Here is a 25,100-nt window from a genome sequence, read left to right as displayed (position 1 = left end):
ATTAAATTAAGTGATGAATTTTTTAAAAAGCTATAAAAGCAACTCTTTGGTGTGTCATATATTATTTTTGCTCTTGTATAAACAGGGTAATGAATTTTTATCTGATATAATTCATCCAGTTAAAACTATAAGTGACAGCGAAGTCGAATTTAAAGATCCTTTTATTGAAGCTTTAAAGTTTGCCTTACAAACAAATAAAGTGTACGTTAAAACTATTTTTTCTGATAAAGATGCCGTTAAATACGATGATTCTAATTTTGAAGAGCTTTTAGTTGATCTTGATGCTAATTGGCAACATTTAATTGACTTTAGAATGAATAAGTTTTCTTATGGCTATACAATTCATTACACAGATAGCTGGAAAGACCAATTAGTTGCATTACGAATTTTAAAAGGATAAGATTAATTTTACAGTAATATATTAATGAGTAACGCTGCCGATAAATATTTACGCAGAATATTGGCCACCGAAACCAATACTAACTACTCTGAACCTAAACTTTACATCCCCCAAAAAAAAGTTAATGGTAGAACGGTGGCTAATGTTAATGCTGATTGGTATGTTTATTATTACTTTAGAGATAATAATGGTAAGATGACAGGGCCATTTAAAGTGCGTAAACAAATTAACAGGTTAAAATCTGTTGAAGAAAAACGCTCGTATGGTACACGATTAGCAAAAGGTTTATCTACTTTGCTTTATCATGGTTATAGCCCATTAGATAAGCAAGAGTTTAATTTTGATGCTAGAACCAATCCCAAGCAACCAGTTGGTATAAATAAAGATGATAGTTTAACACTTGAAAAGGCATTAAACGATGCTATAGTTCAAAAAAGCCTTACTTTAAAGCCTACAACAATAAAAGGGTACACCATGAGGGTAAACAAACTACTTGAATGGTTGCGAAAAAACAAGTTAAAAAATATTGCTCCTAATGAGTTTAATTTTGAACATGCACTAAGCTACATAGACTATGAGTCTGATCAAGGCAACAAGGCAACTAGTGTAGATAATACACGTAGGGAATTATCGGCTATTTTTAGAGTATTAAAAAAACGTCGTTTAATAGATCATAACCACTTTTCAGAAATTGAAACTTCAAAGTCAGCTCCAGAAGTGCATCAAGTTTATACAAAAAAACAGCTTGTAGCTTTAAAAAAGTATTTAGTGAAGCATGATTTAAACTTGTATTACTTTTTCAAGTTTATCATGTTTACCTATTTGCGAAATAAAGAAGTTGCTAAACTGAAAGTTAAAAACTTTGATTTAGATAGGGCTGTAGTTGCTATAGAAACTAAAACAGAGAATATAACATATAAGCCATTAACTAAAGATTTAATTTCACTTTTAGAGAATGTTTACGATATAAGAAACAAGCCAAGAGAACATTACATTTTTACAAAAGAAGCAGGTAAAACAGGCTATTGGGATATTTCAGACGAGGGTAAAACAGCTTATTTTAGTAATAGGTTTAAAACTATTCGAGAACAACAAAAAGATTTCAATTTAACTAAAGATCATACTATTTATAGTAGTAGACACACTATTACAAGTGATATTTTTATGAACTTTATTAATGAGGGATTAAATGAACGTGAAGCCATCATAAAATTAATGGGTATTACTGGGCATTCATCTGAAAATGCATTGAAAAAGTACCTAAGAAGTATCGGTGCTATCTTACCTAAAAAGAGTTCAAACTACACGACAATAGATTTTTAGAGTTAATGTTATAAGGTATGTTTTAAGGTATGTGTAAAGGTATGTTGTTTAAGGTTGAATTTAGTTAATATACTGATTATTAGTTGAAATTGTTTTTGTTTTTATTAGAAAGGGAACTTAAAATCCAATGACCATTTTGGTCGTGCGGGTTCAAGTCCCGCCTTCTGTACTGTAAAAAACCTGTAACAACTTAGTTACAGGTTTTTTTGTTTAAAAAATAACTGAGTTAGATGCTTTGAATATTTTTAAATAATCTTAGAGAGTCACTTTTATAGCCTTAAATTTCTTATTATTTACTTTTTAAAATTCTAATCTTCTTATTGTGTTTTTTTATTTCTTTTAATCCTTTTATTATCTTTTTTACTGTAAAAAGTAGTTTTTTATAGTAAAAAAACACTAATAGCATATTAATTGTTAATGTTTTGTAAACGAACGTCTACCTTTTTGTTTGTCAGTATTTTACAGTCTTTTTTTTTCTTTTAAATTTCAGTAAATGTAAAAGGTAAGCCCTTTTATTAATGTATATCTCTACTTAGTTTTAACCAAGAATTTAAAGTTCGATGAATTTTGAAAATAGCCTAATAATCGTTTTTAGAGGATTGCTTTCTCAAAATTTTTTAAAGCTAAATATTAACTTAACTAATTTATTAAAAATGAAGAAAATTACCTTTTACTTTTTGATGCTACTAAGTGTCACAGCATTTTCTCAAGTAGAAATTGTTGAAGACTTCGAAAGTGGTAATCTGCCAGCTGGCTGGACAGGCGATTTTAATGTTTCTGATACTAATGCCTTTTATGGTTGTGGTACAGAGCAAGCGTCTGGGGGTGTTGGTGCTGGGCAAACAGCAATAATGACCACACAAAACTTAACAGCTGTTACTAACGATACTGATTTAACAGTTAGTTTTGCGTACAATGTTTTTGAACAAGTAAGCCGATTTCCACCTCCAAGTTTTTCGGCACCAGCAGCAAACTGGGGATCTTTAGTGTTTGAGTACTCTACCGATGGTGGAACAAACTGGACAGCTGCTATTACAATAGACGATTCTAACTTTACATTTGTAAGTCCGTTAGACTGTGTTGCAACTGGAAGTGTTAATGTTGGAACTTTAGCGGCAGGTACAGATTTTCAGGCTAGATTTGTGTTAACAGGAACTACAGTAAATAACTTTAGCTTAATTGCGCTTGTTGACGATATATCCATAACACAAGTGGCTACATCTGCACCTAATTGTACTGCTTTAGCTACACCTGTTAGTGGTGCTACTGATGTAGAGCCAAATTCAACATTAACGTGGGCGACGGCTACAGGAATTCCAACAGGTTATTCAGTTTCTATAGGAACAAGTACAGGAGCGACAGATATTGTTAATGCTGAGGAGGTTACAGGAACAAGCTATGATTTAACAGGGTTATTAGATTATGAAACTGAGTATTTTGTAAGTATTACACCTTTTAACGATTTTAATGGAGACGACGTAAATGATTATGCTACTGGTTGTTCAGAAGAAAGCTTTACAACACGTACCCCGCCTATTACAGGAGCAACTTGTGGAGATCCTATTATTGCTAACCCAAGTCCTGTTTATGTTGATGTTAACGACACAGCCAATTTTGAAGATATAGTAGATGCTAACCCATGTAATAGTAATTACATGAGAGCTAACGACGCTTTTTATCAAATACCAGCAGCTACCGAAGATAGATCTGTAGATATTCAAGTGATTTATAACTGGAATGAAGCTGATGGGAATTTCTATTCTTCTTCAGTATTACTTCTTGATGGTTGTCCAGGTGACCCAGGTACTAGTTGTGTTGTAGCCGATGGTAATTTTAGTGTGCCAGTAAACCCAGATACAGGATTGTACCAAAAAGAACTTCTAGATGTAGTGCTTTCTGCTAATCAAGATTATTATGTGGTATTAAGTTCGTCTTCAGGTAATGAATCGGCTCCATATTATACGTATGGTTATAACTTGGTAATAAGCCAAGATGAATGTATAAGCCCTGAAATGACAATTTCAGCTGTTGAAGATTGCGCTAACGGAGGCTTTAGTATTGATGCTGATATAACTTATTTAGGAGATGCTAGTTCTTTAACCTTAAGTGATGGATTAGGTAATAGCATAACAAATATTACGGAAACAGGTATTGTTAATATGCCTGGACCTTATACAAGCGGAAGTGAGGTTACATTAACACTAACAAACGACGATACAACATCATGTTTTGCAGAAGCGACGACATCATATTACTGTCCACCAACAAACGATGAGTGTAGCGGAGCTTTAGGGTTAGCCATAAATACAGATGATACATGTACTATAACAACCGATGCAACAAATGCAGGGGCTTCTTACTCTGAAATTATTGGAGCAGGAACATCGTTTACTTGTGGGGCAGGAAACAGTGATGTTTGGTTTTCTTTTGAAGCCGTTGCAGAGAGTGTAATTATTCAGTATTCTAATATTGAGTCAGCAATAGGGTCTTCAACAGCCTTGTTATCGACAGAGGTTTTTGCAACTACTGATGGAACATGTAGCGGTGACTTTACTAGCATGTTATGTCAAACAGGAGACTTTGTTTATGTTAGTGGTTTAACAATAGGGGATACTTACTACATAAGAAATACGAGCTCTAATGGTGGTAATGAACAAAACTTTACCATTTGTTTAAAAACACCTGTTTTTCCAGCAAATGACAATTGTGCTGATGCTATTGTGTTAACAGAATCAACATCAGAAACATGTGATAATGCTGTATCTGGAACGACTGTAGGGGCTTCATTGTCTGACGCATCTACTTGTCCTAATACAATATTTTCAACTTTTGGTGATGTATGGTATACATTTACACCAAGTGTAGATGGTTTATATGAATTTAATCTTACAATAACATCAGCTGATGCCCCAAGTACTAATTATATGGTATATAGTGGTTCTTGTGGAGCGTTTACCGAATTGATTGATTGTGGCGAGAATGATAATGTAGTGTTAACTTTAAGTAGTTCTGAAACGTATTACGTTATAGTAAGGTCTGCTCAATCTACACCAGGTGCCGAGTTTGACTTATGTGTGTGGGCATTGCCAGAACCTGTAGAAAACGATAGTTGTACAACGCCATTTGAGTTACTAGAATCAGACGATACAGGAAACAATACTATTGTAGGGAATATGGATGATTCGTATCCGTCAGTTCAAAGCTGTGTGTCTAGTTATAATACCATTTGGTACAGTTTTACGCCAAATTATACAGGAACTTATAATTTTGATTTTACAAGAGTAACAGGTTCTGCTTATTATACGGTGTATAATACAGACGATTGTACTAATACATCAGATAATTATATAACGGGATTCTATAGTTGTTATAATTCTGGAGATATACAAGGTGATGTTGTAGCAGGGAATACATACCTAATTAGTATTCATGCAAGTGGAGCCGCAGATTTTGAAATATTTGCTTATCCAACAGAAGAAGCGTTAAGTGTAAGTGATGTAGATGCTTTTAAATCGTTTACATATTATCCTAACCCAGTATTAAATACATTAACTGTTAAGGCTGGAAATAATATTTCAAACATTAGTGTTCGCAACATTGTTGGACAAGAGATATTAGTAACTAAGCCAAACAGTTTAAAAACAACTGTAAACATGAACAACTTAAACCAAGGTGTTTATTTTGTAACTGTTCAAGTAAACGGAGCTGAAAAGACATTTAAAGTCGTTAAAAAATAAAAATTAAGTTTTTTTGGTTAATAGTTAAAATGGGGATAGCGTAAAAGTTATCCCTGTTTTTTTTTTTATGAATAAAATCCATTTGCATATAGCGATGGATTTTTTGCTTTTTATATACTAGTTACATTTTTTAAAGTTATAATGTTATATTAAGCTTAATATAACATTATATTTGTTTCAATAAATATGCTTTTTAAAAGTTAAAAAGATTGTTTTGATAAAGAATTACGCGACAGTTTTATTTAAAATACTTATACATGTTTGTTTATGTATGAATGTTTTTTTTGTTACTAATGCCTACTCTCAGCAAAGCGATTTATATACCAAAGCCGAAGAACTTGTTTCTACAAATCCTGATGAGGCTATTAAAGTTTCTGAGCATATTTTAAAAACAGCGCTAACACCCCAAAAAAAAGCTTTAGCCAATATCCTTCTAGCAAAAAGCTACTTGATAAAAGGCGATTATAATAAAGCGATTACTTATGTTTTTGATGAGTATAATTTTGTGGAAGAAATCTCATTAGAGACAAAGGTTGAGGTTAATATTCTTAAGTCCGAATTATTACGTAAGCTATATTTATACAACTTGTCTGATGATTTTTCAGCAGAAACTCAAGATTTAGTAAAAAAACTCTCCAATAAGAACCAACAAGACTACTTAGGTTTTAAACTATCTATAGAGCAATCTAAACTTTTCTTAGACAAACGCGAAGCAAAACACGCTTTAGAATCATTAAATGAAACCGATGTAAGGTATAGGACTTATCTAGAAGACCACCCAGAGGCAAGACAAGAGCTTTATTTAACCAAAGAACGTGCTTTTAGCGATAGGTCTCAAAACGATTCTGCAATGGTTTACATTAATAATGCGATAAGCTTAAATGCTGTTGTGCAAGGAAAAAATGTATATCAAAAAGCACAAATGTATAAGGCTTTAGGGCACCTTTATTTGCAGCAAAGGGCTTTTAAACAAAGTGAAGAAGCCTTGTTTATAGCATTAAGATTTGCTTCCATTATAGAGAATACCACCCTATTAATGCAAATAAATCAAGACTTGGCAGTTAATTATTTGGCTTCAAACAAAAAAAGTCAACATAAAGTCTATAATGATGAGTTTTTAGTGTTGAATAATCAAGTTGAGCAGATAGAGCAAGAATCTATTAACAACCTTTACAATCAATTACAAAACTTAGGAGAAAGGAGTTTAGAGATAAATAAAGAAAAGCAATCTAGGCTACGAAATATCTTTTTAATATGTGCTTTATTAGTATTAACACTAGGCGCATTTGTCGTGTTTAAAAGCGAAAGTAGAAAAAAACGACTGCGAGAAATTATTAATTATTTAGAAATAAGCCGAACCAATTATTTAAAAACAAGACCCAAACCTAAAACTATAAGCAAAAAACGAAAAACAAAAGGGATCGTTATATCAGAAGAAACAGAGAACGCTATTTTAGCTAAATTAAATCGGTTTGAAAAGTCTAAAAAGTTTTTAAATAAAGACATGTCATTAGCTGTTTTAGCTGGTCAATTTGAAACAAACACCAAATATTTATCAGAAGTTATCCATAAATACTATAACGATAATTTTAATACGTTTATTAATAAGTTACGGGTCGATTACATTATAAAACAACTGCAGAAAGACCCTAATTATGTGAATTATAAAATTAGCTTTCTTGCAGAAGAATGTGGGTTTTCATCGCATAGTAGCTTTACAACTGTGTTTAAGTCTATAGTAGGGATGTCGCCAGCAAAATTTATTAATTTAATACGTGAAGAGCGTAAAGAGCTAAAAGAACAACAATCTGTTTCATGAAAATAAAAACATGCTATACCATTTTTTTAACGGTTTTTGCTATTCAAGTGGCCGTATCGAATATTCCTGAACTAAAGGTTATACAGGAAATAGATAGTTTGTTAGAAGTTGGTAAAAGTAAAGTTTATGAAAACCCTGATGAATCTATTAAACTAGGGTTAACCATTTATGAAAATAATCTGTACACTCAAAAAAATAGAATTCGCGGTTTAATTCTTGTTTCTTTAGCTTATACTTCTAAAAGAGATTACCAAAAAGCACTGGAATATGCCACAGAAGCAAATAATTTATCAAGTGAAATAGATGATGAAAAACTACAAATAGAAATTCTTTTTAAGATAGGAATTCTTTATCAACAGTTAAAAATTTACGATAAGTCGTTAGAATATATAGAAAAAACCGAACAATTATCTTCTTTATATCCGCCACAAGATCCTATTAGGAAGTATTTAGCAAACAGTTATGCTGTAAAAGGATTTATCTACAAAGAGAATTTAAATTGCGACATTGCCCTCGAGTTTTTTAACAAAAGTATTCGTGAATATAAATCTTTAGGTAGCGCAGCATATTACACCAATTTAAGCATTGTAAATTATAATAAGGGTAATTGTTATAGTTTGCTTTCCGAGTATAATTTAGCTAAAGAAAGTTTTGAAAAGGCTATATCATACGCCGAGTTAGAAGAAGCCAACAGTTTAATCTCTTTTGCGCAGAAAGGCCTGGCAGAAGTCTATCTTTTAGAAGGACAATATGAAATAGCCCTATCTTTACTAGAAGCTGCTTTAAAAACCTCAAGTAAGGTTGGCGATTTAATTTTAAATCAAGGTATTTACAAAGGCCTATTTGAAAATCATTTAGCATTAAATAACTGGGAAAGCTATCAAAAGTATTACGACTTGTATTTAAAAACCCAGTTAGAAATAAAAAAGTCGGAACGTAATTCTATAAATATCTCCATCAACGAAAATTATAAAAATCAAGAAGCCATTTTAAAAGCTTCAGATGTTCGTTTTAAAACCATAATTAAATGGATCTTTTCCTTTATAATTTTAGTGATTTTAGCTGTTTTTTTAATTGAAAGAAAAAACAAAAAGACAATAAAAACCCTTCAAAAAAAGATAAAAGACATCCAAAACACGAAACCCGCCTCAACCGTGTAAAAAAAATGTTAACCAAGCGTTAATCCTATGTAATACGCGTGGTTTTAGATTTTTTTTGTGTTTGTAATTTCAGTAAAAAGCAAAGATATCCCCTTTATATATAGTATAGCAATAGCTATTTTTAAGTGCTTAAAATACTAAACTGAAATTTGTACTAACATGAGAAAAACGTTACAAACGGCTGTAGCAAAAAAGCCTATCTTCTTTTTTGTTTTAGCTTTATTTTTATTCCTCTCTGGAAAAGGATATGCTCAAGTTACCGAATCTTTTGATAGTGGCATTCCAGCTACTTGGACATTATTTGGTAACGATAATGCTAATATAGATTGGAGCACAACTACCGATGGTTATTTAGGAACTAATGGTGCTTCTGTAAACCCTAGTGCCGATAATGTTGGCGATCAAAATACGGCACAATACTTTTTGGTTTCACCACAGGTAACCATGCCTAACGATGGAGAAATTCAATTCTACACGAAACAATCTAGTGAAATAGATAATGGTGCTACGTATGAAGTAAGAATTTCTACGGCAGCGCAACCAGATATTAACGGATTTAATGTCACCTTAGCAAGTTACACAGAAGCCGATTTAAACATCGATTCGCAAACAACTTATGAAAAAAAGGTTGTTGAATTGCCTGATTTGCCAGAAGGCTTTCCGCTTTATATTGCTTTTGTAGTAACCAATACACAAAACGGAGCAACACCAACAGGCGACGAGTGGTTTGTAGACCAGTTTAGAGTGGTAGAAGGATGTCCAGTAATTAATGAAAACGATATCTCTGTAGAAAGCATCTCTGTAGATGGTGCTGAAGTATCTTGGTCGCATGTTAGTGCTACAGAATTTGAAATACAAGCCATTCCAGAAGGAGGCTCTCCTGCAGATGTAGGAATTCCAGTTTCAGGGAATAGCTATACATTAAGTGGTTTAGACCCGGAAACAGGTTACGACTTTTATGTTGCTGCTTTGTGCGACAATGATACAAAAAGTGACTGGTTTGGCCCTGTATCTTTCGAAACACTTAGGTACGGTGTGTCTTGCGAATACCCTCTAGTGGTGCCAGATGTAAGTACAACGCCTTATGTGTTAGCAGATAATTTGGCTAATTACCCTAATCCTAATTTAACTTACTCAACGCAAGGAACTAACTGTATTTCCTCTGGTAATTCAACAACAAATCACTTAAACGGCGATAAAATATTCCTAAGTTATACCCCAATAGTCGATGGCTTATTAACATTAAGTCAAACCACTTTTGATGGCGGCGACTCATCAAATAACTGTTGGAACGCTTTAAGCTCACTTTTAGTGTATGATAGTTGTGCCAATGTGGGAGTTACTTGTTTAGAAGGTGCAAATACTGTTGATGGTTTTGACCCTGCAGTTATTTCAAATATGTTGGTACAAGCAGGCGAAGAATACATTATTGTAGTATCCTCACAATTAATCACTGGAGCCGGAATATGTTTCGAGTTAGAAATATCTAGCCCAACATGTGCGCCTCCAGCAGATATTACATTTAATAGTTTATTACAAAATAGTGTTGAGTTTTCTTGGGATAATATAGGAGGCTTTGCCGATTCTTGGGAATATGCCGTTGTTCCTTCAGGTTCAGGAGAACCAACTAGTGCAGGAACTCCTACAGCAACAAACTTAGATAATCTTATTTCTGGCTTAACAGAAGGTACAGCGTACGATTTTTATGTGCGATCAATTTGTAGTGGTTCACCAGGCGTTTGGAGTAACCCTGTGTCGTTTACAACGCAGTGTCCTGTTTTTAATACACCATATTCTACAAGTTTTACCGATGCTACAAACGAAAATCCAGAACCATGTTGGACAGCAATCGATGCCAATAACGATGGTATTGCATGGAGCTTTATAGGAGGATATGCAACGGTGCAAACAGGGTCATCGCAAGGTCAAAATCATGATTTATATATCTCACCACAAGTGAATTTCGATGGTGTTCAAAAACGCTTACGTTATAAACATCGAGCTACTCAAGGAATTTCAAGTTATTCTATTAAACTATCTACTACAGGAGTTGGTGTAGATAATTTTACAACAGTTATATTGCCAGAAACTCAAATTAGTAATACGGCTTTTGAGGAAGTTACCATTGATATTCCTGTAGATATTTTGGGTAATGTTAATATTGCTTGGGTTGTCGAGCCTAACAACGAAGAAACAGCGTTTAGAATATCTATTGATGATGTTGTTATCGAAGATAAACCAACTTGTCCTGTACCAACAAATCCATTTACATTAAATGTAACGCAAACCTCTGCTTGGTTATTTTGGACACAAGGCGAAAACGAAACGCAATGGGAATTAGCTATTCAAGACTTAGGAGCTGGTGAGCCAACAGGAAGTGGCGAACTAGTTACACAAAACGCACCTTATATGGCTTCAGGTCTAGAACCAGGAACGCGTTATGAGTTTTATGTTAGAGCCTATTGTGAAGCCGATGACCAAAGTGAATGGGTTGGCCCAATAGCTTTCACAACCTTATGTGCATCTTATGATACACCATTTTTTGAGAGTTTTGATGATGAAGACCCCGATACCCAAAAATTTTGTTGGAATACCGATAATGGTGGCTGGTATATAACTGAAAATACTGCAAAACTTGGTGCAAGCCCAAACTCTTATTTAATTTCACCAGCAATAAATATTGATGGCGCTAAAGAACTAAAATATAAATACCGAGCCGAAACCTTATTCAATTTAGGCGCTATTACACCACCACGACATGGTTTAGAGGTGGTAATGTCTACAACAAACGATAACCCTTCTAGTTTTACCACAGTAGTGGTGCCATCAGAAGTATTTACACATTCTAGTTATATCGAAAAGTCGGTTATCATAGAGGCTACAGGAACCATTTATATTGCTTTTAGATTGCCAGCAGATCTTTCTGGTCAAGTTTCAAGATTAAATATTGATGATGTAAGTATTACAGATGCGCCACCGTGTCCAATACCATTTAACGCTTCTTTAGATTTAGTAAGTGCTACAGGAGCCGAATTTTCATGGGAATCTGGTTACCAAGAAACCTCATGGAATGCTGTTGTTCAAGAAGCAGGGATGGGGGCCCCAACAGAAGGGGGAACTTTAGTATCTGAAATGAGCTATTCAGCAACAGATTTAGAACCTGATACAGCTTATGAGTTTTATATTCAGTCTAATTGCGATGCCAATGGTGTTAGCGAGTGGTTTGGACCTATAGCATTTCAAACAGCCTGTACGTCTTATGTCGCACCTTTTATAGAAACATTTGATTCAGATTCTGAATCTGATAGCTGTTGGACAGTATTTGATGAAAATGGCGATACAGAAACCTGGTATACGGATAATGCTAATTTTGTGTACGAAGGTGACCAGTCGGCAGCCACTTTTACAGGAACAAATGGTAATAACGACGACTGGTTAATTTCACCTACAATAACCATTACAGAAAATCATAGACTACGTTTTTATTATAGAGCTCTAAGCCAATACTATATCGAGGATTTAGAGGTGTTGTTATCAACTAATGGCCCTAGTTTAGATCAATTTACAACAGTGCTTTACGACTCAAGTGACGATACTGTTATTATAAATAACGAAGAATATCGCGTTAAAATAGTCGATCTTCAAGATATTAGCGGCGATGTTAACATAGCATTCCACGTGCCGTACTATACAGGTGGTGGTACTTCTAGAGGAAATGGGTTATTAATAGATAATGTTATAATAGAGGAAGAACCTATTTGTACAGAGGTAACTAACCTATCGGTTGATGTAAATACGCTTACCGATACAACTATGGATTTAAGTTGGGAAGCTAATGGTTCTACACAACCATGGCAAATATCAGTACAACCAGCAGGAACACCTGCTCCAGAAGGCGATACTGCTCCAGAATATTTATATACAGCAGATACTAATCCGTTTACAATAACAGGATTAACTGCTTCAAGTATGTATGATGTTTATGTAAGATCCGAATGTGGAAACGATTATAGTCCATGGTCAGAGCCATTGCAAGTAACTACAAAATGTCCTTTAGATAATCAATGCCAATACAAATTTGTGCTAAGTAGTGATACTGGTATCTCTGCAGAATTACAATTAACACAAAATAATCAAGTTGTTCAAGTATTTCCTTTCGAAGGAAATGAAGATGGCGATGAATTCTTCGCTTACTTGTGTAGTGGTGTAGAATTCTCACTTTACTTTTGGACTATTGGTAGCTATGCACCACAATATGCTAATTATCATTTTGACGTTTATGATAGTGAAGACAATTTAGTTTATTCAAGCCCTACAGGACTAACTCCTAGAAGAACTGTGTATAGTGGCCCTGCTATTTGTGGAACGCCTACGTGCCCACAACCAACAGATTTAACATCTAGTGCAACTACACAATTCTCATGGACACCAGCTGGATCGGAATCACAATGGGAAGTAGCTATTCAACCTGTAGATAATGGAACGGTACCGCAATCTGGAACCATAGTAAATACACCATCTTACACTCCAACAGATGCCGATTTTAACGATTTATCTGCAGCAACTTACGAGTATTTTGTGAGAGCTGTATGTAGCGATCAAGATCAGAGTTATTGGTCTGGACCTTATGTGTTTGTGAGAAATGACGATGTTTCTACGGCGTTAACATTGCCTATTAATAGTGATACATGTGAAAACACAACAACTCGTGTCAGTTTTTTAAATGCTTCGGTCTCTCCAGAAGCCATGAGTTGCGAGGGTGTTAATCAACGTGATGTCTGGTTCGATTTTACAGCAGAATCAACAGCACATATATTACAAGTAAAAGGGTTTGATGGTAATTTTTACTATACAAGTGGCGACATGCCTTACCCGGCAATGACCATGACACTCTACCAAGATAATGGTGGTGGCGATCTTGTAGAAATGATGTGTACTTACGATAATGTGTTAATAGCCATGTATTCAGCTCAGTTAACCGTAGGTCAAAACTACAAGTTACGTTTAACACTCAATAGCGACAATAATCATTTCAGAAGGTTTGATATGTGTTTAACAACGCCTTCAGATCCATGTAGTATGAATTTAGCTATAAATGGAGGTTTTGAAGAGCCTGTTTCTTCAGAATTCAGAATTGTTCAAAACATTAGCGCTTTAGAGCCTATTCCTGGTTGGAGACAAAACTATGATACCTTTAATAATTTAATGTTTTGGATGTCCTTAAATGGTGCAGGATTTTTCCCTTACGAAGGCGGGCAATGTGTGCAAGTAATAGCAGAAGAAGATTATGACCCTAACGATCCAGAACTAAAAGGATTATATAGAGAGTTTGATACATCAGAAGCGACATTACTAGATTATAGTTTCGCACATGCTATTAGGTTTGAAGGAAATAACCTTCAATTATTTGCAGGACCTCCAGGCGGACCGTATGAATTAGTTACAGAAAACCTAGGCGGATGGGACTGGGAAATTATCTCAGGATCATACGAGGTGCCAGAGGGTCAGGATATTACAAGATTTATATTTAGAGCAGATGGAGGTACTACCAATGTAGGAAACCTTCTTGATGATGTTCAAGTTAGATATAATAATGAAATAATTACTGAACCTTTTGAAGTAGATTGTAATACTGCGACTGCTTTATTAGAAGCTAATGGTCAAGGAACTTGGGTGCCTAACGAAAATAATCCAAGTGTAGTTACATTCAATGATGCTACAAACAATACCACAACCATAACTAATTTTGTAGAACCAGGAGCGTATACGTTTACTTGGGAAACAACTTATTGTTCTTACGATATAGAATTAACCTATAATGGTGTAGGAGAAACGCCAACAGTAGAGACGCCAGTAGAGTATTGCTTAGGTGATACAGCCGAAGCACTATCGGTTACTGCCTCTGCTACTTATACAACCATGTGGTTTACAGATGCACAAGGAGGAGCAGGTAGTACAACTGCACCAACGCCAGACACATCAACTACTGGAACAACTAGTTACTATGTAGCTTACGTTTCAGATAACGGTTGCGAAGGTCCAAGAGCAGAAATACAAGTTGTCGTTAGCGAATCGTTTTCACCAGAACTAACCTTTAGTTATGATGCAACATGTACTAATGCAGAAAATAACCCGATGCCAATTTTAGCAGATGGTTTTGAAACCGGAGGTGCATTTAGCTCGGCAACACTAACAGTTGACGCTAGTACAGGAGAAATAGATCTAGATTCTGCAACTGCGGGGTTACATGATGTAACGTATACTTTTGATGGTGACGCAGAAACGTGTACGACTTCAGGAACATACACAGCAAGTATTGAATTTATTCAAGGTGTTGACCCTATCACAACATTCTCTTACGATGCCTCTTATTGTGCCGATAGTACAAATCCATTGCCTACATTAGAAGCTGGGTTTACAACAGGCGGAATATTTAGTTCAGCGACAGTTACAGTTGATGCTGCAACTGGCGAGATAGACTTATCAACAGCAACAGTAGGAACACATGATATTACGTATACCTTCACAGGAGATGAAGCAAATTGTATAGGTGAAGGTAATTATACAACCTCTATAGAAGTTGTTGCAGTAATTACACCAACATCAGCGTTTACTTACGAAGCATCCTATTGCGCAAATAGTGAAAACCCAACACCAACATTGTCAGAAGGGTTTACAACAGGAGGGACATTTAGTTCAGCAACTTTAACTATTGATACTGCAACTGGTGAGATAGATTTATCAACAGCTACAATAGGAATGCACGATGTTACTTATACGTTTGATGGCGATGCAGCCACTTGTACTGAAGCAGGTAGCTATACAACATCATTAGAAATTGTAGAAGTAATTACACCAACGTTAACGTTTACTTATAATGGAAGTCCGTATTGTAATTTAGATACAAATCCAACACCTTCATTAGACACTAGTTTTACAACAGGTGGTACATTTAGTTCAACAACAGTAACGGTTGATGCTGCAACGGGAGAAGTAGATTTAACTTCGGTATCATCAGGAATACATGATGTAACCTACACTTTTGAAGGAGATACAGTAACTTGTATCGAAGCGGGAACTTATACAGCTTCAATCGAAATTATAGCTAGCACTACAACGGTAACTGGGTTTACATATGAAGAAGACCTATACTGTGCCGATGGCGGAATGGTATTACCTATTCTTGATGCTGGATTTACAACAGGAGGGACTTTTACAGCAGAGAATGGTTTGTCAATTAATGCTTCAACTGGAGAAATTAATGTGTCTTCAAGTTCAGTAGGTAATTATACTGTTGTTTATGAGGTTGTGCAAGACATTGCTAACTGTATTGAAGGAAGTGTAAGTACGTTTGATATTACAATATTAGACGATATAGAAGTTGTTATAAATGGCGAATGTAACAATAGCGATTATGTGTTAACAGCTTCAGCAGTTAATGGATCGTTTAATGAAAGTGAAGCATCATTTACATGGATGGATGCTAACGGAAATACTATTGGAGATAACGCTGAAACATTTAATGTAACGACTTATGCAAATAACACTAACTTAAATTTACCAACTCAAATTTTAGTAGAGGTAATGTTTGGTGGTTGTTCTACAACAGCATCTTTCATGGTTGAGCGTTCGGCATGTAGAGATATTCCAAGAGGTATTTCACCAGATGGAAATGGTAAAAACGATTCGTTTGACTTAACAGGCTTTGGCGTTACAGATATCTTTATCTATAACCGAAATGGTCGTGAAGTATTTAGTTATAAAGGCATGTACACTAACCAATGGCATGGACAAACTAACGACGGTAACGATTTACCAGATGGTACGTACTTCTACAGTATTAAAAAAGACGATGGAAGTTCGGTAACAGGATGGGTTTTCATAAATAGAGCTCACTAATTATAAATGATAAGACCGTCTGTTTAAACAATACAGACAGGCGGTTTTTTTAACAAAAAGCAATATAAAATACAAATGAAGAAATTATATTTTACAATAGCCTTTGCACTTATCATTTTAGTGAGTGCTCAAGCACAGCAAGATCCGCAGTATACACAATACATGTATAATATGAATGTGATTAACCCTGCCTACGCCGGTTCTAAAGAGAACTTGTCTTTAGGATTATTATACCGTTCGCAGTGGGTAAATGTTCCAGATGCTCCTAAAACAGCTACATTTTCTGCTCATAGTCCAGTAGGAAAAAACGTAGGCTTAGGGCTTTCTATTATTTCAGATAAAATTGGTCCAGTAGAAGAGAATAATGTGTATGCCGATTTCTCTTATACGCTTAATCTTGGTGGTGAACACCGTTTAGCGTTAGGTATGAAAGCAGGTGCCACTTTTCAAAAAATAGGGCTGTTTAGCGATATTGGTAATGGTTATGTAGTTGATGCAAATGATGAAGCTTTTAGCCAAAACACTAATAATACACACTTAAACATTGGCGCAGGATTCTTCTATTATACCAATAAATATTACGTGTCTTTTGCCGTGCCAAATATGTTAAAAAGTACCTATTTAGACATTAGCAATAATAATGGAGAATATAAGTATGGTACAGATGTTATGCACTATTTCCTTTCAGCAGGATATGTGTTCAACTTATCAGAAAATACAAAGTTTAAGCCGTCTTTCTTATTAAAGTCAGCTTTCGATGCCCCAACATCATTAGATGTTTCTGCAAACGTATTATTCTTTGACCGTTTTGAAATTGGTGCAACCTACCGTCTAGATGACTCTGTTGGTGGGATGGCTAATTTTGAAATTACACAAGGTTTACGTATTGGATATGCGTACGATCATGTTGTGTCTGAACTAAACGCATATACTTCGGGATCGCATGAAGTGATGATTTTATTCGATTTAAATTTCCCGAAAAAAGTATCTGTTTCACCAAGATTCTTCTAACTCTAAAACGTGTTTAAAAAATGAAAAAAATATATAGTTTTTTAAGTGCAGCCTTAATAGCAACATTAGGTTTTGCACAAAATAATCAAATAGAAACTGCCGACAAGCTTTTTGAAACGTATCAATACGTCGATGCCATAGATGCTTATTTAAAACTTGTAGAAGAACATGAAGGTAATGCCCATGTGTATAAGCAATTGGCCGATAGTTATTATCATGTGTATAATGTGGAAGAAGCTTCAAAATGGTATGCTAAGGCGGTACAAACATCGCAAGATGCCGAAACGTATTTTAGATATGCACAAACCTTAAAATCGCAAGGAAAATATAAAGAAGCTAACAAGCAAATGGATGTTTTTGCTAAGCTATTGCCTAAAGATCAGCGTGCAATAACACATTTAGAAAATCCTAACTATATTCCACAGTTAGCTGATAAATCGAAATTATTTGAAGTAGAGGAGATAGAAGATATTAGTTCAAATCAAAGCGATTTTGCACCTGTTTTATCAAATAATAATGTGCTTTATTTTGTGAGTGCAAGAGATGAAAGTGGAAAGAAAGATAGTTGGACAAAATCACCATATTTAGATATTTATAAGTCTGTTAGAAGTTCCGATGGTACATTAAGCGAGCCAGAAGCAGAAAATGGCTTAAACACTCCTTACCACGATGGGCCAATAACATTAAGTACAGATGGTAAGACTATGATTTTTGCAAGAGATGGTCATAGCACTAAAATGTACAAAAAACTTAAAAGAAGTAAGGTTAAACTTGGACAACAAGGACTTTTTAAAGCGACTTTAGTAAATGGAAAGTGGAGTAATATAGAACCATTACCATTTAATAGTACAGAATATTCCGTAACACACCCCAGTTTAAGTAGCGATGGTAAAACACTTTATTTTGCATCTAATATGCCTGGTGGGTTAGGAGATACAGATATCTGGAGAGTTTCTGTAAATGGTAATTCTTATGGAGAACCCGAAAATTTAGGTGAAAGAGTTAATACAGCAGGAAAAGAAGGATTTCCGTTTATTAGTGAAAATCATATATTGTACTTTGCTTCAAGTGGGAGACAAGGTTTTGGAGGGTTAGACATTTTTAAAGTCGATCTATCAAAAAATGACAACGCCATAAATTTGGGAAACGGGGTGAATACTAAAAGTGATGATTTTGCTTTTAGTTTAAACTCGGCAATGCAAATAGGCTACTTTTCTTCAAATCGTTCAGGAGTAGATAATATTTATGGCGCAACCCCTATTTGCCAATTCGAAGCTATTGCTTTTGTGAAAGATGCAACGACTAATCAAATTATACCGCAAGCAAACGTCTCTATTTTAGATAAGGATAGTAACATTCTTGCTACCCAGGAAACAGCTAAAAATGGTCAAACAAATTTTCAGGTAAATTGTAAAAACAACTACACATTTAATGTTGTGAAAGAAGGTTTTGAATCTGCAACTGTAACTGTTGATGAATCTAAAGGAGAGCAAATAATTGTTGAGGTAGCGTTAAAGCCAATTAACGAAATGATTACTGAAACCGAAGTGAAACTAGAAAATATTTATTTCGAGTTTAATAAAAGTAATATAACCTCGCAAGGTGCTTTAGAACTAGACAAATTAGTTAAAATTATGAACGATTACCCTGATATGAATATTCAGGTAAAATCCCACACCGACACCAAAGGAAGTGCTAGTTATAATTTAAAGTTATCCGAGAGACGTGCGCAGTCAACTATGCAATACCTTATTTCAAAAGGAGTAGATAAGAGTAGATTATCTGCAAAAGGAATGGGAAGTACAGAACCAAAAATAGATTGTAAATCTAATTGTACTAAAGAAGAAGATGCGTTAAACAGGCGTTCTGAGTTTTTGATTATTAAGTAAATACAGTTTTTTTTGATTACCTTTAATAGGTAGTCAATGCGTTAAAGAAAAGTGGAAAAGTCATTCTTTTAAAATGATTTTTTTGAGATACTATGATGAAAGGGAATACAATTAAAAAGTATATTATATTAAGTGCTTTTTTAAGCATATTTACACAATTATATGCGCAAGAACCAAACGATTGTGTAGATGCTATTACAGTTTGTGGTAATGGAACTTTTATGTCTAATGCCTCTGGCTATGGAGATTTAGAGTTTTCAGATGCTTGTGGAAGTTACGAGCATAATTCTATATGGTTAAGAATTGAAATTGTACAAGATGGAACATTAGGATTCGATTTAATACCAGAAGATCCAAATTTAGCTGTCGATTACGATTTTTGGGTGTTTGGGCCAAATAGAAATTGTGCCAACTTAGGATCTCCTATTCGTTGTGCAACCACAAATCCAGAGCAGGCAGGTTTATCCAATAATCACACAGGAATGAATAGTACAGCAACGGTAACACAAGCTGGACCAGGTGATAATGGAAATGGTTATGTACGTTGGTTAGATGTTCTTGCTGGCGAATATTATTATATTGTAATTGACAGACCTCATGATTTAGCTCCTGGAGCTGATACGCCTTTCGAGATTCAATGGACAGGTTCTGCTATGCAAGGAGATGGTGCATTTCCTAGTCCGCCAGAAGCTAATGAAATAGGCGATGTTAAACAATGTAGTATTACGCCAGATATAGGAGTATTTGACTTAAATAGTTTAAGTAGTAGTATTTCTAACGATTTAGCTAATGAAACTGTTGAATACTTTTCAAGTTTAGCTGATGCTACAGATGGGATTAATCCATTAGCTGGATTTTATGTAAACACGTCTAATCCAGAGCATGTTTATGCTAAAGTGAGTTCAGGAATTACTGATTGTTATGCTATTGTTGAATTTGATTTAATTGTAACCCCTTTACCAACAGCATCGCTAGCAGCATCAGATACCACAATTTGTGAAGGCGATAATGTAACTTTTACTATAACAGGAACGCCATATGCAGCTGTACATTACACTATAGATGGTGGCGCGACTCAAGAAGTTGTATTGGACGATACAGGAGTGGCATCGTTTGTAGAATCGCCAACAGCAGATATGACTTGGCAATTAGAGGATACAGAAGTGATTAATTACGATGGAACAGTTGTTTGCTCAGAACCGCTTTCTGAAACTGAAACTGTTACTGTAACGCCAACTATTATCCCAACGTTTACTCAGATAGACCCCATTTGTGAAGGTGATACCTTAGCTACTTTGCCAACCACGTCAGATAATGGTGTTACCGGAAGTTGGAGTCCTGCTATAGATAATACAGTAACAACAACCTATACGTTTACTCCAGATGCAGGTCAGTGTGCCGTTACCGAAACTATGGAAATTATAGTTAATCCAATTGTAACGCCAACGTTTACACAAGTAGACCCCATTTGTGAAGGTGATACCTTAGCTGCTTTACCAACTATGTCAGACAATGGCGTCACTGGAAGTTGGAGTCCTGCTATAGATAATACAGTAACAACAACTTATACGTTTACCCCAGATGCTGGTCAATGTGCCGTTACCGAAACTATGGAAATTATAGTTAATCCAATTGTAACGCCAACGTTTACACCAATAGATCCTATTTGTGAAGGTGATACCTTAGCTGCCTTACCAACCACATCTAATAATGGCGTTACTGGAAGTTGGAGCCCTGCTATAGATAATACGGCAACAACAATTTACACGTTTACCCCAGATGCTGGTCAATGTGCCGTTACCGAAACTATGGAAATAATAGTTAATCCAACTGTAATGCCAATATTTACACCAGTAGATCCTGTATGTGAAGGCGAAGCATTAGCTGCCTTACCAACCATATCTAATAATGGAATAACGGGAAGTTGGAGTCCTGCAATAGATAATACAACCACAACGACTTATACGTTTACTCCAGATGCTGGTCAATGTGCCGTTACGGAAACTATGGAGATAATTGTAAATTCTGGATTAATTCCTGAGTTTACACAAATAGATCCTATTTGTGAAGGTGATGCATTAGCTGCTTTACCAACCACATCTAACAATGGAATAACTGGAGTTTGGAGTCCTACTATGGATAACACAACTACAACGACTTATACGTTTACCCCAGATGCAGGTCAATGTGCCGTTACGGAAACTATGGAAATAGTAGTTAACCCAATTGTAACGCCAACGTTTGCACAAGTAGTCCCTATTTGTGAAGGCGATACCTTAGCGGCTTTACCAATGACATCTGATAATGGCGTCACTGGAAGTTGGAGTCCTGCTATGGATAACACAACTACAACAACCTATACGTTTACCCCAGATGCAGGTCAATGTGCCGTTACGGAAACTATGGAAATAGTAGTTAATCCGATTGTAATCCCAACGTTTACACAAGTAGCTCCTATTTGTGAAGGTGATGCATTAGCGGCTTTACCAACGACATCTAATAATGGTGTAACAGGAAGTTGGAGTCCTGCTATGGACAACACAACTACAACAATCTATACATTTACGCCCGACACTGGCCAATGTGCCGTTACCGAGACCATGGAAATACAGGTGAGTCCAATTCCAACTATAGACGTAACCAGTTTAACCGAATGTGGTACTAGTGGAAATGGAATTTATGCTTTCGATTTAGATGCTGAGGTTGCTAATATTTTAGGAAGCACGCAAAATATTTCAGATTTTGATGTCACCTTTTACGAAGACAGTGCTGCTACGATAGAAATCATCCAAAACCCATACAACAATACTGTAGCCTATAATCAAACGATTTATGTTCAAATTACAAATAATTCAAGTTTGTGTTCTGAAATATTTCCTTTTGAATTATATGTAGAAGACGCTGCTATGGCAACGATGCCTAATCCTGTTGTTGTATGTGATGATGATGGACTAAATGATGGATTTCATGAGTTTGATTTAACAACACTAAGCGCAGAAGTCTTAAATGGACAAAATGCTGCAGATTACCAAGTAACTTATCACGAAACTTCTCAAGGGGCTATAGATGGAACAGATTTAATAACTAATCCAGAAACTTTTGTTAATTCAGTAGCAAATAATCAAACGATTCACATTCGCGTAGAGAATGTTAATATACCTAATGTTTGTATAGCAACTACAAGTGTAGATTATACCGTTAGCCCAGTATTAACGCCTGTCATTTCATCTTTAGATGGTACTAATACATTGTGTGTCGATTATTTAACTGATGCTGTGCAAAATCAAGTGACATTAGTTAGTGATTTGCAAGGTGCTAACTACGCGTACACATGGTATTTAAATGGAACAGAGATTACAGGAGCAAATCAAGATACTTATGTGGTTAATACTAATGCTCCAGGGCTTTATACGGTATCTGTCACCGAAATTCAAAATACGGCAAATTGCGATTCAGATGTTAGTCAACCTTTTGAAGTATTTCAATCAGGACAAGCTGTTTTGGTTAATGTGTCACAATCTGATGGATTAGATGCTAACCCTAGTATTATAATTACTGTAGAAGGTTATGGTGAGTATTGGTTTCAATTAGATGATGGTCCTATAGTTAATAATGGTGGTGTGTTTGCTAACGTAAGTATTGGAGAACATACGGTTTATGTATACGATATGAAAACTGAAAACCCATCCTGTGGTGTTCTAACCATTGAAGATATTAATATTGTGGGTTATCCTAAGTTTTTTACACCCAATGATGATTCTTATAATGATACTTGGAATATTACAGCATTTGAAGATCAAAATAGTGCTCAAATAACTATTTACGATAGATACGGGAAAATTATCACAAGAATAAGGCCTTCTGGTCCTGGATGGGATGGAACTTATAAAGGTGAAAAAGTGCCCTCAACAGATTATTGGTTTGTGTTAACTTATGTAGATGATATGTCTGGGCAACAAAAGCAATTTAAATCGCACTTTGCATTAAAGCGATAGCGATAAAAACCATAACAAAAAAGGCTTTTACTTAAATGTAAAAGCCTTTTTTAATAATACTGAGTTTTAGTTATTTAAGAGAAATAAATATATATAGCAATAACAATAAGAGTAATAGCAACTCCTACTGTTTTTGCATATTTCCATGGAGTAATATCTACTTCTTGAGTAAATGTATCTGTGTAAGCTTCTTTTCTTGGGAAAAGCTTACCAATTATAAGCATAACAATAATATTACAGACAAACAGTATAGCCATTACATGTAAATAATGCGGGTAAGCTTCGGCTTTAATTAAGGCTAATGCGGCTTCATCTGTTATTGAAGCTGCTTTCGCATCTGCCAACGCTGTGTTTACATAATACGGTTGTAATACAAACTGACTGATAATATAAAGAATAGCTCCAGATAAAATAGCAATATTTGCTGCAATTGCAGGGACACGTTTGGTTAAATATCCCACAACAATAATGGTTAAAATAGGGATGCTATAACAACCGTTAACTTCTTGTAAATAGCCAAATAACCCGTCTGGAGCATTCGCAATAAATGGAGCAACAAACATGGAAAGCAATGCTAATAAAACACCAAAACGTTTTCCAGCTTTTACAATTTGAATTTCAGAAGCCTGTTTATTGATAAATTCCTTATAAATATCAACACCAAATAAGGTTACCGAGCTGTTTAAAGCACTGTTAAATGAACTAAGTATGGCACCAAATAACACCGCAGCAAAGAAACCTACTAAAGATGCTGGTAGAACACGAGTTACTAACTCTGGATACGCTTCGTCTGGGTTGGAAAGATTACCTTGAAAAATATGAAAGGCAATAATACCAGGAAGGACAACAATTAAAGGCCCTAATATCTTTATAAAAGAGGCTAGTAAAAGACCTTTTTGACCCTCTTTAAGGTTTTTAGCTCCTAAAGCCCGTTGTATAATGGCTTGATTGGTACCCCAATAGAATAATTGCACAAGCATCATACCTGTAAAAATCGTAGTAAAAGGTACCGAGGCTGTTACATCGCCAATAGCATTAAACTTTTCTGGGTTTGATTCAAAAAGCGTTGAAATTCCTTCAGTAATACTATTGTTGCCAATTTCCATTAGTCCAAAAATGGGAATAAGTAACCCGCCAATTAATAATCCAATGGCATTAATTGTATCGGAAACTGCTACAGCTTTAAGACCACCAAAAATGGCATAAATAGACCCTATAATACCAATAGAAAATACCGTAATCCATAGTCCAACTGTTTTAGAAACGCCTAACATTTCCGGAACATCGAACATGCTATTTATGGCTAATGCGCCAGAGTATAAAACAATGGGTAAAAGTACCACGACATAACCACTTAAAAACAAACCAGAGGTTATGGCTTTTGTTGTTTTGTTATATCGACGTTCTAAAAACGTAGGGATGGTTGCAATGCCTCCTTTTAAATATCTAGGTAATAGAAAAATGGCGGCTATTACCATAGCAATTGCGGCTAAGGTTTCCCAGGCCATTACAAGAACACCTTCTTTATAGGCAGTACCGTTTAATCCAACAATTTGTTCGGTAGAGAGGTTGGTTAGTAATAACGAGCCTGCTATAACAACACCCGTTAAACTTCTACCACCAAGGAAATAACCGTCTGAAGAATTTTCATTTGTATTTCGTGTAGCGAAATAAGATATAATAGCCACAAGAGCTGTAAATCCTATAAAGGAAAGCAATCCAATCATGATTTTTTTAGTTAGTTAAGAAGCTAAATATACAATTCAAATACTGTAAACAGTATACATTGCTTAAAGAATTAGTGCAATTGTTGAATAAAATTTTTTTATTGAAAAATTGATAAAAAAAGAATGATTCTTATACGTTT

General features: G+C 35.1%; 10 protein-coding genes. 9 read left to right on the top strand and 1 reads right to left on the bottom strand.

The features are described 5' to 3' along the window. Positions 1-73: 73 nt before the first annotated feature. The 9 genes from R3L15_RS11070 (at position 74) to R3L15_RS11030 (ending at position 23,233) form a co-directional block, all read left to right on the top strand. The gene (locus tag R3L15_RS11070; RefSeq protein WP_338731729.1) at positions 74-400 is read left to right on the top strand and encodes a hypothetical protein; all 327 of its coding nucleotides are present in this window, start codon (positions 74-76) and stop codon (positions 398-400) included. A 24-nt stretch (positions 401-424) separates the two neighbouring features. Continuing rightward, positions 425-1,723, top strand: a complete 1,299-nt coding sequence (locus R3L15_RS11065; RefSeq protein ID WP_338731728.1) for a tyrosine-type recombinase/integrase — start codon at positions 425-427, stop codon at positions 1,721-1,723. Positions 1,724-2,376: 653 nt separating this feature from the next. Further along, positions 2,377-5,460, top strand: coding sequence for a T9SS type A sorting domain-containing protein (locus R3L15_RS11060; RefSeq protein ID WP_338731726.1), 3,084 nt, complete (start codon positions 2,377-2,379; stop codon positions 5,458-5,460). A 271-nt stretch (positions 5,461-5,731) separates the two neighbouring features. Then, entirely contained in the window at positions 5,732-7,279 is a 1,548-nt protein-coding gene (locus R3L15_RS11055; protein ID WP_338731724.1) for a helix-turn-helix domain-containing protein, read from the top strand. Next, entirely contained in the window at positions 7,276-8,439 is a 1,164-nt protein-coding gene (locus R3L15_RS11050; RefSeq protein WP_338731723.1) for a tetratricopeptide repeat protein, read from the top strand. The genes R3L15_RS11055 and R3L15_RS11050 overlap by 4 nt, the downstream gene beginning before the upstream one ends. Before the next feature lie 159 nt (positions 8,440-8,598). Continuing rightward, positions 8,599-16,338, top strand: a complete 7,740-nt coding sequence (locus R3L15_RS11045) for a choice-of-anchor J domain-containing protein (protein WP_338731721.1) — start codon at positions 8,599-8,601, stop codon at positions 16,336-16,338. A 75-nt stretch (positions 16,339-16,413) separates the two neighbouring features. Then, positions 16,414-17,349, top strand: a complete 936-nt coding sequence (locus tag R3L15_RS11040; protein ID WP_338731719.1) for a type IX secretion system membrane protein PorP/SprF — start codon at positions 16,414-16,416, stop codon at positions 17,347-17,349. 20 nt (positions 17,350-17,369) lie between these two features. Continuing rightward, positions 17,370-19,238 (top strand): OmpA family protein, encoded by a 1,869-nt coding sequence (locus R3L15_RS11035; protein ID WP_338731718.1) that lies wholly within the window; start codon positions 17,370-17,372, stop codon positions 19,236-19,238. Between the two features lie 92 nt (positions 19,239-19,330). Next, positions 19,331-23,233 (top strand): T9SS type B sorting domain-containing protein, encoded by a 3,903-nt coding sequence (locus R3L15_RS11030; protein ID WP_338731717.1) that lies wholly within the window; start codon positions 19,331-19,333, stop codon positions 23,231-23,233. Between the two features lie 74 nt (positions 23,234-23,307). On the opposite strand, the gene R3L15_RS11025 is transcribed toward R3L15_RS11030, so the two are convergent. Beyond that, the gene (locus R3L15_RS11025; protein ID WP_338731715.1) at positions 23,308-24,960 is read right to left on the bottom strand and encodes a solute:sodium symporter family transporter; all 1,653 of its coding nucleotides are present in this window, start codon (positions 24,958-24,960) and stop codon (positions 23,308-23,310) included. Positions 24,961-25,100 lie beyond the last annotated feature (140 nt).

Origin of the sequence: Mangrovimonas cancribranchiae (assembly GCF_037126245.1) — a bacterium.
In the GTDB taxonomy this organism is placed as follows: domain Bacteria; phylum Bacteroidota; class Bacteroidia; order Flavobacteriales; family Flavobacteriaceae; genus Mangrovimonas; species Mangrovimonas cancribranchiae.
Note: the sequence above shows the minus strand (reverse complement) of the source record. Positions and strands in the feature narration are given on the sequence as shown.

Excerpts from the sequence above, each read along its gene's own strand:
- R3L15_RS11040 (WP_338731719.1), top strand. The coding sequence starts at position 16,414 with ATGAAGAAATTATATTTTACAATAGCCTTTGCACTTATCATTTTAGTG.
- R3L15_RS11065 (WP_338731728.1), top strand. The coding sequence starts at position 425 with ATGAGTAACGCTGCCGATAAATATTTACGCAGAATATTGGCCACCGAA.
- R3L15_RS11035 (WP_338731718.1), top strand. The coding sequence starts at position 17,370 with ATGAAAAAAATATATAGTTTTTTAAGTGCAGCCTTAATAGCAACATTA.
- R3L15_RS11055 (WP_338731724.1), top strand. The coding sequence starts at position 5,732 with ATGAATGTTTTTTTTGTTACTAATGCCTACTCTCAGCAAAGCGATTTA.
- R3L15_RS11030 (WP_338731717.1), top strand. The coding sequence starts at position 19,331 with ATGATGAAAGGGAATACAATTAAAAAGTATATTATATTAAGTGCTTTT.
- R3L15_RS11060 (WP_338731726.1), top strand. The coding sequence starts at position 2,377 with ATGAAGAAAATTACCTTTTACTTTTTGATGCTACTAAGTGTCACAGCA.
- R3L15_RS11050 (WP_338731723.1), top strand. The coding sequence starts at position 7,276 with ATGAAAATAAAAACATGCTATACCATTTTTTTAACGGTTTTTGCTATT.
- R3L15_RS11045 (WP_338731721.1), top strand. The coding sequence starts at position 8,599 with ATGAGAAAAACGTTACAAACGGCTGTAGCAAAAAAGCCTATCTTCTTT.
- R3L15_RS11025 (WP_338731715.1), bottom strand. The coding sequence starts at position 24,960 with ATGATTGGATTGCTTTCCTTTATAGGATTTACAGCTCTTGTGGCTATT.